The sequence below is a fragment of the Paenibacillus pedocola genome, from assembly GCF_031599675.1.
GTDB classification, from domain to species: Bacteria; Bacillota; Bacilli; order Paenibacillales; family Paenibacillaceae; genus Paenibacillus_AQ; species Paenibacillus_AQ pedocola.
On the sequence record NZ_CP134223.1, the window covers coordinates 2438333 to 2457118 of the forward strand.

General features: G+C 47.3%; 7 protein-coding genes and 1 pseudogene. All 8 read left to right on the forward strand.

All coding sequences use genetic code 11. The annotated features are described in order from the left end of the window. The first annotated feature begins 29 nt into the window (after positions 1-29). Entirely contained in the window at positions 30-8009 is a 7980-nt protein-coding gene (locus tag QU597_RS10365; protein WP_310832566.1) for an S-layer homology domain-containing protein, read from the forward strand. Between the two features lie 215 nt (positions 8010-8224). Beyond that, complete coding sequence (locus tag QU597_RS10370) at positions 8225-8848, forward strand: deoxynucleoside kinase (protein ID WP_310832567.1); 624 nt, start codon at positions 8225-8227, stop codon at positions 8846-8848. Then, positions 8845-9498, forward strand: a complete 654-nt coding sequence (locus QU597_RS10375) for a deoxynucleoside kinase (RefSeq protein ID WP_236333299.1) — start codon at positions 8845-8847, stop codon at positions 9496-9498. Before QU597_RS10370 ends, QU597_RS10375 begins: the two co-directional genes overlap by 4 nt. Before the next feature lie 183 nt (positions 9499-9681). Next, positions 9682-9912, forward strand: coding sequence for a hypothetical protein (locus QU597_RS10380; RefSeq protein ID WP_310832568.1), 231 nt, complete (start codon positions 9682-9684; stop codon positions 9910-9912). Between the two features lie 750 nt (positions 9913-10662). Further along, the gene (locus QU597_RS10385) at positions 10663-11268 is read left to right on the forward strand and encodes a hypothetical protein (RefSeq protein ID WP_310832569.1); all 606 of its coding nucleotides are present in this window, start codon (positions 10663-10665) and stop codon (positions 11266-11268) included. Between the two features lie 93 nt (positions 11269-11361). After that, positions 11362-12156, forward strand: coding sequence for a hypothetical protein (locus tag QU597_RS10390; RefSeq protein ID WP_310832570.1), 795 nt, complete (start codon positions 11362-11364; stop codon positions 12154-12156). A gap of 138 nt (positions 12157-12294) precedes the next feature. After that, positions 12295-12753: pseudogene (locus QU597_RS10395) on the forward strand (deoxynucleoside kinase); the annotation flags it as partial. 411 nt (positions 12754-13164) lie between these two features. After that, positions 13165-18774 (forward strand): hypothetical protein, encoded by a 5610-nt coding sequence (locus QU597_RS10400; RefSeq protein WP_310832571.1) that lies wholly within the window; start codon positions 13165-13167, stop codon positions 18772-18774. The last annotated feature ends 12 nt before the right edge of the window (positions 18775-18786 follow it).

Genomic DNA, 18786 nt, shown 5'->3' on the forward strand with positions numbered 1-18786 from the left:
AGAAGTATGAGATTGGAGGGTAGAGTGCAATGCAAATCAGATTTAACAGAGCCATAAAGGAAAAGCTCGCTACTCTGCTGGCATTTAGTATGCTGATTACAGCAGCAATGCCTGGCACTGTGGTTGCATCCGCTGTGCCGGAGAGTAATCCGGCAGCATCTTCCGTTACAGAAGCCGTGTATAACGCGGACGGGATTCTTAAGGATTTGCTGCCATCGGTGGCAGCCGGTACGCCTGCATCGTGGAACCTGCTCAGCAGGTTGAACCGCGGGTTCAAGTCCTTTATGTACCCTACGTTTGACATGCCGCTCACAGAGCTTAGTTCAGATGAGAGATATATGTCGTTTATGACTTATGATCTTGAGGATGAGAAGGGGACCGGTCGAAAGGTCGTATATATCCAAGACCGGAGTACGGCTGAATTCCAGCGTGTACGAACGCCGGATACTACCGGAACGGTAGTTTATTTCGATATGACTCCGGATGCCCGTTATGTCGTATACACCTACGCTGAAGAAATACTCAGCGGAATAACCAAGGTGTATCTGTATGACAGAACGACTGACGAGTTGGAAACCGTGAGCGGAACAAGCGGTACGAATGAGCTCAGATACGACGACGGGGAATATGTCTCCATTAGTGCGGACGGTCGATATGTGGCTTTTGATTCCGATGCGAAGCTTGTTCCGCAGGATATGAATGAAGAACGGGATGTGTATCTCTACGACCGTGAAGCAAACGGGGAGAAGCTGAAACGGATCAGCGTACCGCTTGAGGAAGGCTTGAACACCGACAGTTGGGCCCCTTCCCTTAGCGGGGATGGGAGCACCATCGCCTTTGTCTCCAAAGCTAAACTCACCTCCGGGGAGGAATATACCGGAACAGAAATTGTGTATATCTACCATCTGGCAGATGGAACGGTAAAGCAAATCACACATGGCAGATCACCCTCTGTCAGCGGTGACGGAAGGGTTGTAGCTTTCACCACCTACCGGCAGGATCTGGTTCCCGGAGACAGCAACGGCAAAGATGATATCTATGTCTACGATACTGGGGAAGACAGCTTCCGGAGAGTTTCTTTGCAGGAAGACGGAAGTGAACATACCAGAGACAGCAGATATCCCTCGATCAGCCAGGACGGCGCTTATGTGGCCTATGAGGTAAGAAGGGACAGTGCTTCGGATCCTGCAGAGAGTTATGTGGCGGGTATTCAGGATCTCAGCTCGGCGAAAATTGCTGTACCGGAATCCGATGTAAAGCTCGGTACTACATCGATGCGGCCAACAGTTGGAAATGGCGGGACAACAATTACCTTCTTCTCCTCTTACATGGAGCCATTGGGTGATACGGAGTTTGAATCTTTTGATTATTTTGTGGCTACATCCGGAACCGAACCTATATGGCCGGAAGGAAGCAGCATTGAGGCGTCTAACATCGGTAAGGATTCTATTACCGTAAGCTGGCCTGAAGCTACTGACGCGGAAGGTGTCACGGGATATGCCCTGTATTTGAACGGAGCACGTATCGCCTATATACCTGCGGGCGAAGAAATGACATACACTCTGACGGATGTTCCCCAAGGGACGGATGATGAAGATCTGATCCAGGTGGAAGCCATCAACAACCGTTACCATATGAGCATGGGAGGGCCTTCCTATACATGGATTAGAGAAGGCGGAGAGATTCCTCCGGATGAGTCTCTATACTTCGACTGGGTGGGAGAACGCAGCAGTGAATGGGGTCCTCTTAAGCAGGAAAGTACCATTGAGCTGTATGGACAGGGGCCTGCGGGCCGTGAGGCAAGTGTGGAATGGACTTATATGAAGTGGGAGGGAGATGTGCAAGTCCAAGAATCAGACTCCCTTCCTTTAGAAGAATTGGCAGAGGCACCGGGATTATACAGAGGGTCCTTTAAACTACCGCCGGATGCGACTGAGCTTAGCGAAATGAAGCTGGTCCTTACGGGTGAAGGAAAGGTTGAAGAGATTGAAGCAGACGACCTGCCGCTCGCTGTGGGAGGAAATCTGGATATTGAGTTCACCGGTGTACCGCCGGAGGAACTGCAGGGAGCCGTATTCACCCTGTTTCAAGCTGACGTTGCAGAAAGATCCGTCACACTCACCGGAAATAAGCTGGAGCTTATTGAGGGCTTGGAGCCTGATGAGGAAACGAGAATTGTCCTCTATACCCCGGATTACCAGTATGAAATGGCACGGCTGGAGGGTGTGATGATTGAACCCGGCAGAACCACTTCCATCCAGGTTCCGGTTACGCTGCCTGCACAGATGAGAGTAAAGGTACTCGATACCTACGGCAAGCCGGTTCCAGATATCCGGGTTGATCTGTGGGATTCAGAACATCAGCTGGTAGACACTGTTACCACAGGGATTGACGGGGCAACCGGGTGGCGTAAGGGACTTTTGCAGAACCAGACCCTGACCGCTGAGCTTGATCTGGATGATGTAGAATATGAGCTTGCGCCCGGTACATCTTTAAGCATAACGCTGGATAAAGGGGATAATGAATTACTGGTTAATCTCATTTCTCCTAACCGCGGAAAGCTGGAGGTGACGGTAAGGGATCCGGAGAATAAGCTCGTATATGATTCTATCGTTACCGCCACCCAAAACTACAAGGGCAAACCGGTCGTCACCAGAGGCCGTACCAGTTTTGACGGCAAAGTGAGGCTGGATTTGTATGCTGGGGAAGCGACTCTTGAAGCAATTCAGCCTAACTACCAGCTCAGCTCCGGGCTGCTCAAAGCCACTGTGAAGGCTGAGACCACGACAACTATGGAAATCCCTATGAATCAGCCGGACAATTATGTGGTCAACCTGAATGTATACAAAAAGGCACTAGACACGGATTGGCTCGGTCCTCTTAACATGAATGATGAATTTCTCTGGACTACGGTGGCCCTTAAACCGGATGGTGCTTGGGTCAAAGGTTACTTCTCGAATTCTTATACACTTGCCGGCAGACCCGGCAGCGAGGTAGAAGCCTGTGTGGAGGGCAATATCTACGGGTTTGCGAGAGGTTGCGGTACTGCGGTTATGGATGAGAATTCAAATGCCAACGTGGAGGTTCGCCTGGAGGAAAAAGGGGCGCGGATTCAAGGAGAGGTAGAGACGGGACGCAATATTATGTACAGCGGTTCTATCTATGAAATCACTCCTAACGGAGGCAAGAGATGGGTTACAGAAGCACGAGATGATCAGCTACAGAGTCATCCGTTCAACGTGAATATCCCGACAGGTGGAACCTTCCGGATGGAAATTCTTAAAATCATCCGCGACACGGGTCATCAGAACCAATATGAGTATGCAACCGTCGAATTTACCGTTGAAGAGAATCAAATAAAGGATCTGGGCAAGATTACATTCAGTCCGTCCAGTTATTTTATGAATCAATCTGGAAATTACCTGACAGCTCAGCCTGCACGGGCTATTCCTGGAAGTACTATAGTGATGAAAGCCGCATACAGAAACAATACGAACCTAACTGCTGAGGATGCGCATCTCCTGCTTGAAATTCCGGAGGATATGACAGTTGTTACTGACTCCCTCGGGAATATGGCTGTAACAGGCGGTGCCGGAGAAGCTGTGCTGGATGAAGGTATTCTGCGTGTACCTCTGGGCGATCTGGCTAAAGGAAACAGCGGTACAGTATCGTATAAGCTTCAGGTGTCCCCGTCCTTTAATAAAGCCAGTGTATCCACAGCTGCGAGAATTCAGGCTTCCCTGAATACGGAGAGTGTGGAAGAAACGATCGGAACGGTGCATTTGGATACACCGAGGGTAACCCTGGATGCGCCGGACAAAATCTCCTCCCCTGATATGCAGACCGTCTTAAGCGGCTACGCCCCGGCCGGAAGAACAGTGCATATCTATGATACCGATGTGCGGATCGGCGGAGCAGTGGCTAACGCCTCAGGGATCTGGAAGGTTAACGTAACCCTTGTGGATATGGGTAATCAGAGTATGCACGCCTTACGGGCCGAAACTGAAATGAATGGTGTGAAATTACAATCTGACAAATCCTACGCGGAATATGATGTGAATTTCCCTAAGCTGGTGCGGATGGCCTATTCCCAGGCGCCGAACGGCAGATGGATATCGCTGGAGGTAGGCAAGAATGTGCCGGATCTGCCTTATACTGTAGTCCCTGGACATCCATTTTTATTCGATCTGGAATTTACACAACCGGATCAGGTAGAGCACGTTAGAGTATACATGGACGGACAGGATGGGGAATCTATTCCCGCAGTAAGAGAAGGTGACTTGTTCCGGGCTACTGTACCGACAACACAGAATGCTCTGGGTGCTATTTATGTGGATTATGATGTGAAGGAGCGGCCGGTCGTTATTGACGATACGATCGAGGACATTGATCAAATCCGCGCGTCGATGCCTCCGTTAATGAGGGACTTCGAAGTAGTATCTAGAGAGCCTTATGTACTGAAGGATGGTATATACTCCGGATCGGCTATCTTGAATTTCCCGCAGCTTGATGATACGAAGATGGATATTAAGGTGACTTACAATCCGGATTCCGGATATATTCCCACTACCGAGGAAGTGGAGCTGGCCAACCGTTCAGGACTGCCGGTTATCCTTGAGCACTATGAGGCTTCTGAAACTGATACTACCATGAGTATGAAGATGAGCGGCTATCTGCCGAGTAATCTTCTGGTGCAGGAAGAAGGAAGCTTGAAGAGTATCGAAGCTTTTGCAGAGCCCCCTAAAGAGCCTGAATGGAAAAAAGCCGCTCAATTCACAATGGAAATGGGAATCTCTGCAGCACCGGTTGGCGGAACAATCATGAAGGTGAAGGGCCAGTACAAAACCTATTCGAAATACGAAGGAAAGATTAGCAAGATTTTGCATAATGTCGAGGTTAGCGGCATGGATTGTGTAGATGAAATGCCGACTACTGTAAAAGAAGCAGGGAAGGCTCTGGCCGCAGTAATCCTTGGAGAAGTAGGCAAAACGGCATTGAAAGCATGGGTAGGTGCGATGGCATTAACCGGGCCTGCCGGGTACGCAGCAGGCGGGATGGCCAAGTATGCAAGTATTAGAATTGACCGATATGTTGATCAGCAAATCAATAAAGTTGGTTCAGGTTACAACGAATGTAAAGACGACGAAGATGGAAAGAACAAGAAAAGGGGCATAAAGGTAGCCAGTCCAAAATGGATTTATGACCCTAGCGGCTTCGTGTATGAAGCAGTAGAGAGCAATCCGCTTGAGGGAGTAACCGCAACGGTGCTCTACCAGGACACGAATTCCGGAGCGTGGAAAGTCTGGGATGCCGCAGAGTATGAACAGGTAAATCCGCAATTAACGGATGGAGCCGGGAAATATGGCTGGGACGTACCGCCCGGAAAATGGAAAGTGGTTTGGAGCAAAGCAGGCTATGAATCGCTGTCCAGCACAGAATTAGATGTTCCGCCGCCGCATACTGAAGTAAACGCGGGGCTGATCTCACGGGCGGCGCCACAAATTTCTTCCGTTCAAGGGGTTACTTATGAGGGGGGAAGCTATGTGGACATTACCTTCTCCAAGTACCTTAAGGTGACTGAGTTACCTAAGGGAGCAGTCATTCTTACAGGGGAGGATCAGAATCAGCTGGAGGGTACTATTAAGTTTATCCAGCTGGAGAAAAGTGCTGCCGACCCCGGTATATCTTTATCCCGGACCGTACGCTTCATCCCTAAGACTGACTTGTCTGTTGAAGGGAAATACAGCGTGAAGCTCGGAAAGAGCTCTTTCAGCAGTTATGCAAATGTTATGATGCTGGATAAAGATACAGGTCCGCATCCGGTCACGATGAGAGAGCTTGATGTGGAAGGTCCGACAGCAGTAAAAGCAAGTATGGAGAGCGGAGGACGGATGATCCGGATCTCATTTAATGAGCCGATCCAGACACTCGCTGATGCTGCAAAGTTTACGCTGAAAGGCACTGCCGGTATCATTACATCGGCTGTAGCTGCAACGAAACAAGGCAGCAGTGAATCCTTTGAGCTTCTGCTTACACTTAGCGATTCTGTGATGGAAGCTTCTGAGCTGGCATTACTCGCGGGAGCTGTAAAGGATAAGGAGGGTAATCTTTCAGGAGAAGGTATATTGGCATTAACACCTGACGTGAATCCGAATCTGAGTGGTCTGACCGTTGGAAGCGGGACACTCACGCCGGTATTTAATCCGGCACAAACTGAGTACACTCTGGAACTTCTGGCAGGCACGAAGGAACTGGAGATTACTGCTGTAACTGCCGACACTGCTGCGAAACTTACCATCGGTTCGGAACCGGCGGTTAGCGGAATGGCGAAAAAACTGACCTTGCCTGAGGACGGAATCATAGAGGTAACAGCAGATCTGGGCAGCGGAACAACAGCGAAGACTTACCGCATTCATGTAAGTGTCGCTGGTGGAGGCGAGCCAACACCGACACCGACACCAAGTGCAACAGCGACGCCAACGCCGACACCAAGTGCAACGGCGACACCGACGCCAAGTGCGACGGCGACACCAACGCCAAGTGCGACGGCGACACCAACGCCGACGGCAAGTGCAACAGCTATACCAACGCCGACAGCAAGTGCGACGACGACACCAACGCCGACAGTAAGTGCAACGGCGACACCGACGCCGACGGCAACGGCAAGTGCGACACCAACGGCAACAGCAAGTCCAACGCCTACCGCAAGTGTGTCGCCGACTGCGAGTGCAAATCCGACGGAAAGCCCGACCCCGACAATCAGACCGACGTCTACTCCGGGCGGGGAACCGAAAAATCCGCTTGATGTAAGTGAAGGTGCAAAAATATCCAGCAAAACCACACCTGATGGGAAAACGACTGTATACGTCGATCTAAGCGCAGAATCCATTTTGGCCGCTTTAAAAGACGGCCTAAAGGGCAAGACCCTCTATTTTGAACTGAAGGATAGAGCGGATGGTGTAATTCTGCAGATTCCGGCGCAAGGCATGCAGCAAATGAAAAATGCTGAGGCGACACTGCAGGTAAAAACGGTACTGATAAATGTGAAAATCAATGCAGCAGTAGCCCTGAAAGGAACATCTCTGGCTGATGGTGGCAAGTATAGGCTGGTTGTAGTCAAGACGGGGGAAATGAACCCGGCAACAGCAGCTGAAAATGCGGGCAAACCGGGTAAAGGAATGAAGCTGCTAAGCCCGCCTGTATTGGTGCATGCGGAAACGATCAGCAATGATCTGGCAGCACCGGTGCCAGTCGCTGCGGTCAAGCGGGCTCTGCAGGGTGAATTCGTATCACTGTCGGAGAAAAAGGAGCTTGTCGATGTTTATCGGTACGATACGGCAGCTTCACGATGGGTTTATGTTAAGAGCACCCCGAACGCCAATGGCACAGGGTTAGTGTTCGACATTAATACCATGGGCCCTTATGCTGCACTAACGATTATGCACCGCCATTTTGATGACACGGCCGGACACTGGGCAGAGCAGGATATTGACTGGATGGTTCGCCACTTACTTGTGAACGGTACATCCGAATCTGCGTTCAAACCAAATGATTCGATCACCCGTGCAGAATTCACCGCTATGCTTGTTAGAGCGTTGAATCTGTCGGATGGTGGCAAAGAGACCAGTGCTGGATTTACAGATGTTGACCCATCAGCATGGTACAGTGAAGCTGTACAGAGTGCAGTATCCAAAGGTCTCGTTAAGGGATGGGACAATGACCATTTTGGCCCGAACAAGACGATTACCCGTGAAGAAATGGCTGTCATGATTGGCCGGGCATATCCGCTGCTTGGCGCCGGAGATCCATCCGCGGCAGACTTGGGCTTGCTCGGACAATATTCAGACAGCAGCAACATTTCTAGCTGGGCGAAGAAAGATGTAGCTATGGTTTTGAACGATGAAATTATGAAAGGCATCACAGACAGCGGCTTTGAGCCGGCGGGCATCACCACCCGCGCCCAGGCCGCGGTAGTCCTCAAGCGTTTACTCAGTAAATTCGAAGAGTAGGCTGCTGTAAGAATCAATAGACCGTATCTGCTTATTCTTAAGCGGGTACGGTTTTTTTTTTTTTTTTTTTTTTGCATCACCAGCACAAAAAAATCTCAAATTCAACCGTTCACGCAAAGGCCTCCTGTGATACAATGATTGAGTCTGTTTTTTGAGGATACACATTTCGCAGCTTCACCCGGCATGGTCCGTATTTGAGGAGGAAATCAGCGTTAATGAAACATGCACCCTTTATAGCAGTGGAAGGCCCGATCGGGGCCGGCAAAACAACCCTCGCCACAATGCTGGCCAGTGAACTGGAGCTACCGGTGATTAAAGAAATTGTGGAGGAGAATCCGTATCTGGACAAGTTCTATCAGAATATGGACGACTGGAGCTTCCAGCTGGAAATGTTCTTTCTCTGCAACCGGTACAAGCAGCTTGAAGATACCGTGAACGAGTACATAAATAAGGATAAACCGGTTATTTCCGATTATCATATTTATAAGAATCTGATTTTTGGCGAGCGTACTCTAAAAGGAACGAAGCGGGACAAATACCGCGAGATTTACCATGTATTGACCGATGATCTGCCAAAGCCTGATATTATTTTCTATATCCGTGCTGATCTGGATACCCTTATGGCCAGAATCGCCAAACGCGGCCGCCCGTTCGAAGAGGAAATTTCACCTGCGTATATGCAGCAATTAATAGAAGATTATGATGATGCTATGGCCTCACTCGCTGTCCGCGAACCGTCGACCGTCATTGTAACGATTGATGGGAACAAGGTTGATTTTGTAGAGAATCAGGAAGATTTCAGCGCTATCGCCGCACAACTAAAGGAGCTTATGAAATGAACACATACAATATCCCGGACAATGCCATTATTACTGTAGCCGGAACAGTGGGAGTCGGCAAATCGACGCTGACTGCAGCCCTAGCGAAGCGTCTGAATTTCCAGACATCGCTGGAGCAGGTCGACCACAATCCATACCTGGAGAAGTTCTACCATGATTTTGAGAGATGGAGCTTCCATCTGCAGATTTATTTCCTGGCGGAACGCTTCAAGGAGCAGAAGAAGATGTTCGAGCTGGGCGGCGGCTTCGTGCAGGACCGTTCGATCTATGAGGATACCGGGATTTTTGCTAAAATGCATGCTGACCAAGGCACCATGTCGAAAACCGACTATGAAACCTACACCAGTCTGTACGAGGCTATGGTCATGACGCCGTATTTCCCGCATCCTGACGTGCTGATCTATATCGAAGGTAGCCTGCCGTCGATCCTCACCCGGATCAATGAACGCGGACGCGAAATGGAAATCCAGACCGATGTCTCCTATTGGGAGCATATGCACGGCCGGTATTCCCAATGGATAGGCGAATTCAGCGCCTGCCCGGTGCTGCGGCTGAATATTGATGACTACGATGTGAATGATGAGGATTCGATGTCGGCGATTCTGGGACAGGTGGGCAAGGCGATTAACCGGAGCGCGGTGACGAAGTAAAGAGTTTCTATATGACTACTCGCTTCGATTATTCATGATATTATTGCGGATTATCCTGCTTCCTCCAATGAACATACCTGAGATGGAAGTAAAGCGAAGTATTTTACTTGAGCTCCAGTTGAGGTTGTGGTGTTTGCAGAGCGAGAAGTCTTACAGTTTCTGCTGGAGGAGTGAATTATTTAGATGGGTTTTTATACTAATACTCCGTGGGCAATTTATGTATCAATAGTAGCAATTATTTTCATAATTTTAATCGTTTTTGTAGTTAGGAATGCATCAACCGAACCGAAAGAGTATATTTTGGGATTAATCTTGCTTTCACTTTCATGTATCGCTGCAGCAGCTTACAAAATGATTGATAGCAGTAAGGCCTTTTATCGTATGTTAATTAATGAGTTTAAACTGAAAATATGAGGTCTTAATCGCGGTGCCAAAAGGCGCTGCTTTTTTTATTTCGGGACAAAAGTTTTTAGGGCGTGTCTGAAAACTCAACCTAGAGGAGTTACTTCAACAAAATCATGGCAGAAGCCAAAAAGGCAACGCTCAAAATCCGAGAAAGCTTATCATATAGTGTGGCGATCCCGCTGAATTGCAAAAACACTACAAGTACTAAAAGTTGCATTCCTAACGATTTGCAGCATTAAACTTTGGCGCGATGGAGAACGCAGCGTCTTCAGATTCGATAAATGTTCGAATTTTCAGGGTTACATAAGCTTTATCAGCTAAAACCACGATTTCAGGCAGCGCAATACCAGAGAGAGTTTCAATTGAGACCGTGTCTTAATGGATAATTTCAGGCGTTAAAAACATGCGCGAATGGGATTACCCTTTGCATCTACTACGGTATGGATTTTGGTGTTTCGGCCACCTTGGGAAAGTCAAATCTCTTAGTGAGTTTCTGCGTTCTCAGTCCCTTTTTTGCCCGCTGCATGCTGCTAAACCTTGCTGGAGGTGCCATCAAAGATAGTTTTCACACACACCCTATTTAAAATTAGAATATGTTCTTATGATATTGGTTATCGCTCGTATTTTTAATCATATATTGAATAAATGGATATTTCCCCCTGTATATATATTATGTTATTTACACATAAAGGAATTAATAGTAATATATTCACCATGTACTGGCCATACATACAAATATTATGAGAGAAGGGATTTTTAGTGAAAAAATTATCAGTTCTACTTTCCACAGCTTTATTGGCATTATCAATTGGAGTAGTACCTGTTAGCGCGGCAACGAGTGATGGTAGTGACGGTTCTACAATTGGAGCATCAGTAAGCGTGCAAGGTGTCCCTACTGTAGAAAATGAAGCTAACTCGAAGATTTCTCCTATGGATGCAGGATACTCATGGAACACTTATGATATTCGTTCAGAATCTAGCAAAACATTCCTATCTAAGAAATTTGTTCGATACTTAACTGAAAGTTGGGCGCAAGCATCTGGATATACCTGGAGTAAAGCCCAAGCGACTGCATTAACTTTCACAGGAAACCTGACATCAGAAGCAATCGACAAAATGAAAGTCCAGTTCGGATTATCCGCTGGATACACAACTACCTATACTGTTGCTATAACCTTACCCGCTACCGCAACACAATTTAGTAAATTAGCATTTGGTGCTGATTACTACACTCAAGATTTTTCATTTGTAAAAACAACTCACTATCAAACTTCTTACGGTTCTGGCGAAATAGTTGATCCAAGAGTATACTCAACTTATCTCCAACCCACACCTAATACTTATCTTTATGTTGTCTACCAATAATTAGCACAGTTAACGACTAGATGAATAATAGTATTAATCCAATGTTGAACATTGGATTAATACTATACTATTTGTTGGGAGATGTTTGAATATATGATTAAAAAATTCAAAATAATTCTTACATTTATAGTTATTATTTTAGTAGTGATTTTTGGTACATATTTTTCTTTAACAAAAGACAAATTTGCAGTAGCACACTTTATCCAATACAATTCCTCAATAGCAGCAGAACTAAACACAAATTATACTATTGATTTAGCTTATTTTATTGAGAAAAACCATAAAGATAAAATATCTACTAAAAGTATCGTATCCATAAACTTTAAGAATTCAGTAACTACTCAGGTCAAATCCTATAAATTAGTTAAAAGTGACTCATCAAAAAAGTACGATATTAGAAATATTACATTAGATGTATCTTTTCAAAAACCAGGAAAGGAAAAAGTAAGGTACATTGAAATAAAATTTGATGATAATTCTGTTGAAGAATACCTAGTAGGTATTTGGAACTTTAATGTTTCTAAGGATAAGAATGAAGAGAAATTGGTTATGAGTGACACTTTTCCATTAGTTTCTAATGATTTTAATGGATATAATTTTAGTTTTACAAATACTACTGCGAATGATATTAAGGTTATCGATTTGGGAATAGACTTAAATGAAACTTCTTTGGAAAATAAACCTATAAACATTAAACCAAAAGGAACAGAGAAAGTTGTTATAAAAACCAGCACAAAAAACAAGGATAAATTCTATATAATAAAACCTAAATTATCCTATGTTTATAATAATAAAGTTTATGCATATTATCCGTTTGCGACCTATTATGGTTTCTTAAACATGACAGATGCCGATATAGATAAAGAAGTAGAAAAAACAAGTATATAGACTGAAAGCCTTCCTAATTGAAGCTTATCCATTTCTGTGACCATAACTCATTCGTATGAGTTTCTTGTACACTTGCAAGTATGCCTGTAGATTGAGCGACGTTACTTATCGCAAATGAGGACGCCGGTAATTCCAATTTTCCTGGCGGAACGCTTCAAGGAGCAGAAGAAGATGTTCGAGCTGGGCGGCGGCTTCTTGCAGGACCGTTCGATCTATGAGGATACCGGGATTTTTGCCAAAATGCATGCCGATCAAGGCACCATGTCGAAAACCGACTATGAAACCTACACCAGTCTGTACGAGGCTATGGTCATGACGCCGTATTTCCCGCATCCTGACGTGCTGATCTATATCGAAGGCAGCCTGCCGTCGATCCTTACCCGGATCAATGAACGCGGACGCGAAATGGAAATCCAGACCGATGTCTCCTACTGGGAGCATATGCACGGCCGGTATTCCCAATGGATAGGCGAATTCAGCGCCTGCCCGGTGCTGCGGCTGAATATTGATGACTACGATGTGAATGATGAGGATTCGATGTCGGCGATTCTGGGACAGGTGGGCAAGGCGATTAACCGGAGCGCGGTGACGAAGTAGAAGCTGCAAGAAAAGAAAATGAACTTCATATCTAAATTCCCGAAACCTGGATGGTATTTACCGTCCAGGTTTTTTGTTGTACAGAGGTTTTTTCAGTTCTGTCTGATAAAAAAAAGTCGAAAGTTCGCATCATTTTAGCAGAATTTTCAAAAAAATATTCATTTTCAAGCAAAGTACCCGATTTTAGTTCCTCTGAACCAGTATTTTGTCGAGATTTGTTAAGAGTTTGTTTAGAGCGTCCTGCTAGAATGGATTTCAGATATGAAAAAATAGGTAAAAAGATGTTATTTGTTTTTTGTCCGCCGTAAGGGAGCCGAAAGGAGAGAGTGCGAGCACATAGAGAGATTACGAGCAAAGAATCTTGTAGGACGGCGGGCGAAAAACAACGAAAGAATAAGGGGGAGCATTGATTTGCTGAAGAGCAGGAGAGCGAAGAAATACACGGCATTAAGTCTGATCCTGAGCTTGTTATTGTCCTTAATACCAGGTTCATGGGCAGGTCAGGCTTCGGCTGCTACAGAGGACCTAGAAGTCACTTTTGGAAAAGGGACACATATTGGGAACTTGACTTATGCGGCTGATAACTCATTTATTAATCTTTTTAATAATCAGACAGCAGGCTTTAGAACAACTTACTCTAAAAATACCTCAATCGGCTGGTCAGATGGCGATGTTTTAATAACCGATGACGATGGTGGTAGTGCTAATTTTGAGATTGATGTAGCCAGCAATACTGAGCTGAGAAATCTTGCAATGAGTGGTCATGCGGAAGTAGTCGTTGGCTGGAAAGATTTGATTTATCATAGCGGTTCAGTCTTTGGGTTCGAATGGACTCGCGTCAGCGGCGCTTCGATCAAGATTGACGGGAGAACCATTATATCTGGAGATTCAAGAGATGATGATGCCGACAACAAGAGCGGTAAGGCTGTCATAACCCCTACTTCAATTATTACTATTTCTGTTTCAGGTGAAGGAAATAAAGGAGGAGCATCGGGTGCCACAGGTGTATCTATTAAATTTCAAGACAAAATCCGTCCCGTACTGAACAACTACACCTTCACCGGCAACGGGGCAACGCGCGAGAATACTACAATCAATCAGACTGAGCTCTATGTAAAAAATACAGAGAACGTTACGCTTGGTTACAATTTCACTGAACCTGTAAAGCCAACCTCAGTGGTACCTCAGAACTCGGACTGGTTTCTGCGCCATCCGCTGTTTGTGAATCCGGCGGGAACCGGGCTTCCGGGAGCCGGACAACAACAGTATCTAGAGAACATCACATACAGTTCTTCCAATCTGTCGACTCTCAACAAACAAATCGCTTTCCAATACAGTCCGAGCCAATACTCCCAGAGCGGGAATCTTCCGTTGGAGCCTAAGATTGCAGGTACTACACCGAACAATCCTCCAATGGAACAGACGATGCAGGAGAAATTTATGGCCGCCGGACTGGCGGATGCCGCCGGGAATATGGCGATCATCAGCTTCCCGAATGTTGGCAGTGCAAATAGTCTGCCTAATGTACAAGGCGATACCATTGATCCCTTCGACTACAAGCACGGAGGCTACCGTGTCATTGTCGATGCGGTGAGACCTAAATATACGAAGGAAGGCAATGGCATCCAGCCGGAAATTTTAACGGGCGTAACGCTAAATATGGGCGACGTTATTGATTTCACGGTCCAGATGACCGAAGAAGCTGTGGTGAAGAAAGGCTGGGATACTGCGAAAACCTTCCTTTATTTCAACAACGGCATGAAAGCATATTATACCGGCGGTTCTAATACGAAGAACTGGACATTCCGGATGACCGTTCCTGACGGTGTTACTGTGGAAGCGCCGCTGCTCAAGGTTATTGCGTTGTCGAATGATGCCAAGGGCAATAACACTGACATTGATGTTGTTCAGGACTATGCGGGTAACCTGCTGTTCCAGCCGGCTAACTATGCAGGGGAGCATGTTGACGGCAACTCCACGCTAATCAACTCTAAGATTGACTGGGCGAACCTGTCCATTGACAATACGAAACCAATTGTCAGCTACCGCTATGAGAGCGGCGGGGGCAGCAATACAACCTATCAGAAAAAAGGCAAGGTTACGATTGATGCCAATGATCCGGCAGTAATGGTTCCGGAGCTTGATCCCATCGTAGCAGATCAAAAGAATTACAGACCAAGCCGGGGGATTTACCGCCCGTCCAATATGACAGGCTCAGCCTCACCATCGGTTGGCCTGGTGTACTACCTATGGAGCCAGGACCCGTCCGATCCGTTTGCTGACAAGACGGAGGATAATTTTGCCGCACTAAAACGCTATGCCCTGGCAGCCAAACAGCCTTCTGAGGAGCTCTATCCGGGAGAGTATCAGAACATTAAGCTCCAAGTGGCTAATAACAAAACCAACCTGCTCTCTCCGCCTGCGGAAGCCTTTACTTCCGAGAACAGCGGTGAGTGGTATCTGCACACCTGGACCGCAGATATGACTTGGGATTCCGCGCGTGAGCTGAAACAGTATGAATTAATGAAGAATTATGTCCGCTTGCATTATGAGCAATATGAAGCTTGGAAAGCGGAAGCCCCAGGTACTGACGACGACAAGAAATTGTATGCCGACAACAAAGCGCTGGTTGCCGTAGGTCAATACGGTGATTTAACCACGTGGAAGCTGGACTATTTCAAACAGGATGATTCCAACTGGACTCATGAGGTAGGGGTCCTGAAGCTGGACAACCAGGTTCCGGTGATTGCTAGTGGCACCCCGAACAACGACAAAACTAACAATGTAGAGATTACAGCACTTGTTACGGACCCGCATAGCGGAATCGGCAGTGTGAAATATCAGTGGGTCAAGGACGGCAATCAGCCGTTAGACGATGACTGGAAGCCGGCCACTTATAGCGGCACTACGGTTACTCAGTCCACTTATGAAGATGTTTTTGAGGATGGCAGCTACTGGCTCTACCTCAAGGCAATGGATAGAGCGGGCAATGAAATTACGGGCAAAGCTTACGACAAAGCGGTGACGGTCAATTCGCAGGACAGCGTTCCTGCTACATTCGCACCCGAGGCTAACCCAAACTATGTGCAAAGCCATGATGTGATGTTCAAGATCGGCGGGATTACGCCGGATTACGTTGGATATGCCATTACTGGCAGTTCCAATCATCCGACGGATGATGCGGAGTTTACTCTGCTTGAGCCATTAGCGGTTCAAGAACAGGAGCCTTCTCCATCTCCACAGACCGGCAGTTCTGGCGGTTCAGCAGGAACTCCTGTGGAGCCAACACCTGTACCAACTCCAGCTGAAACCATTTCACCAGGCGCCGAACCTTCAGTGAGTGCTGTGGTTGGTCCTGTAGCCATGATGAAGCTGTTGGCGGCTGGTCCGCTGAGCGCAGGCAGCTTTAAGCAAGTAGCAATGAGCGTATTGGAAGCTACTCCTGCTCCGGAGGTTACCGCATCACCGGAGGCAGCGGCACCAACTGCGGACAGCAGTTCGAGCCCGGAACCGGCCGCTACGCCGGAACCAACTCCATCTTCTGGATCGCAGGTGACACCGGCAGATGGTGCTGAACCTGCTGCAAAGCTGCTGGCTGAGGATGAGGAGGAATCACTAAGCTATTTGATCCCTGCAGATGCCACCAAGAACGGCGTGCAGTATGTGCATGTGGCCGTGAAGCAAGGCGATAAGGCTTATTACTACTCCAAAGCTTATTACTTTGATAACCAGCCGGCTGCTGTGACCTTCAGCAAGAACGGCGTCAACTACCCGCTTCCTAAACAGTCAGTGGTGGTGACTGTGTCGGAGCTGTATAGCAAGAAGGGTCTGAAATCTAACTATCAATGGGTTAAAGAGGGCGCAGGTATTCCTGGCGCAGCATCCCAAGGCTGGGCGCCTCTTCCTGACGACGGAGAAGCAAAAATCGAAGGCTCTGCTGTGCTGGCACCGGGTGAAGTAGCTGATTTCACTTTGTATGTGTGGTCTGTGGATGGCGCAGGCAATAGTGTCATCGCGAAGACCCCTGAAATCTTCAAGGTATCGGCAGCAGGAGGCAAGGAAGCCCCACCGGCTGATGCCAAGTCGGCGCTCCTGTATTTGTCCGGTGACGAAGAAGACGGCTACACCGCGATTGTGAAGCTGAGCCTCGATACTGAGGATAAATCAGGTTATGAATATTCCATCTCACCGGACAACGGCAGCAGCTGGGTGAACTGGAGACCTTACACGAACTTTGTATCGGTTAAGGTGCCGACAGGTGTTCCGGGACAACTTGAAATTATGGTGAAATACAGAACGCCGGGCGGCAAGATCAGTGATGCAGCTAAGCTTGAGCTTCCGGACAATATGCCGGGAGAAGCTCCGGTATACGCGCTGGCCAGTCAGGTGACTACCGGTCCGGTGAATGCTAAGGTCGGAGCAAATATTGATGTAACGGTACCTGCGGGAGTTAAAGTCATTCTCGGTAAGTCGAATCCGACAACACCGGTACGCACCGGCAATACCTTTAATGTCAAAGAGAACGGCTTTTACAGCTTTGAACTGATTGATCTCAACGATCCCGAACGAACAGATAACCTGTATGTCGTTGTCAAAAATGTGGACGGAGCCAATCCGCAGGCGACAGTGGAGTATCCGTTCACGAAGCTCACCAACAGCAATGTTACGGTTCTGCTTACGGAACCATCAGAGCCGATTATAATCACGAACAATAATGGTAAGAGCAGCCATACCTTCACTGAGAACGGTACGTTTACGTTTGAATTTAAGGATGCTGCAGGCAATACAGGAACGGCTGTAGCCCAAGTGAACAATATTGATAAAGAAGCACCTAAAGTGAAAATTGTCCGCTCCTACCAATATGGAACGGATGGCAGCAAGGTGTTCGGTACGATTAAGGATGGCAACGGCAATGTGCTGCTCTCCTCCGGTGTAACGCTTGAAGTTCAAAAAGCGGATGATTCGGCCAAGGAACTCTTTATCACCAGCCAGAATCAGACGATTTCGCTCAAAGAAAACGGTGTTGCTTCCTTCACCGTTGCTGATCAGTTCGGTAATACAACGGTAGTCAAGGAAACAGTGACTAATATCGTGAGTGCACCGCCGGAAGCGGATAACGTTACTTATACCTTCGTTGATGCTGCAGGCAAAACTCTGCCGGACAGTAAGATTGTCACCATCGGCGGACAGAAGTACGCACAGGGTAAGGTGAAGGTTACGATCTCCGGTAAAACTACAGCGCCGAATATGATTTTCTCAGGCCTTAAGCCAATTCTGTCTGGTGGCAGCTACACTAACAAGATTAGCGGGTCTAACGGAACGTTCACCTATTCAAGAGAATTTGAGGGCAATAGCTCTACAGTCATCGCAATCTCTGATTTGCTCGGCAACTCGAACAAAATTCCGGTTACGGTCAAAGGATTGGATAACACGGCGCCTGAACTGACGCTGAAAAAAGAAACCGTCGGCATTGTCCAGAACAAGCCTGACTTCAATTTTGCCACTGACCTGGGCGGCTACACCGTGTCCGATAATGTATCGGCGGCAGGGAATGTGAAGGTTGCAGTCAGCGACCTGGATCTGACTAAACTGGGACGCCAGCTGGTTACCTATACTGCTACAGATCAGGTAGGGAACAAGAGCATTGCTACTCAGAGTGTAGTCGTAGTAAAAGACGGCGGACTGCTTATTTTCGGGGACGATACACTGATTTCGGCTTCTTCCGGGGAATCTGCATTGTTCAGCAGCAATAAGATTACCTTCAAGATTTCCGGGTACAACGTGATGAAGGTAGCTGGAGCAGACAAAGTTAACGAGTGGGGTACCTTCGATCTGCTGTATCAGGCAGGACTTTACCGTGAAGGGCAAATGAAGACGATCGCAACCAAGATCACTTACCAGGAGCTGGTCAGCGGCCAGTACAAGGTTACTTTCCCGAAAGCCGGCTGGTATACGATTATCGTGAGAACGCAGGAACGCGACCGTGAGTATGCGACCTTCTTTGTCAGCAGCACGAATTAGAAAACTATGAAC

Excerpts from the sequence above, each read along its gene's own strand:
- QU597_RS10365 (WP_310832566.1), top strand. The coding sequence starts at position 30 with ATGCAAATCAGATTTAACAGAGCCATAAAGGAAAAGCTCGCTACTCTG.
- QU597_RS10370 (WP_310832567.1), top strand. The coding sequence starts at position 8,225 with ATGAAACATGCACCCTTTATAGCAGTGGAAGGCCCGATCGGGGCCGGC.
- QU597_RS10375 (WP_236333299.1), top strand. The coding sequence starts at position 8,845 with ATGAACACATACAATATCCCGGACAATGCCATTATTACTGTAGCCGGA.
- QU597_RS10380 (WP_310832568.1), top strand. The coding sequence starts at position 9,682 with ATGGGTTTTTATACTAATACTCCGTGGGCAATTTATGTATCAATAGTA.
- QU597_RS10390 (WP_310832570.1), top strand. The coding sequence starts at position 11,362 with ATGATTAAAAAATTCAAAATAATTCTTACATTTATAGTTATTATTTTA.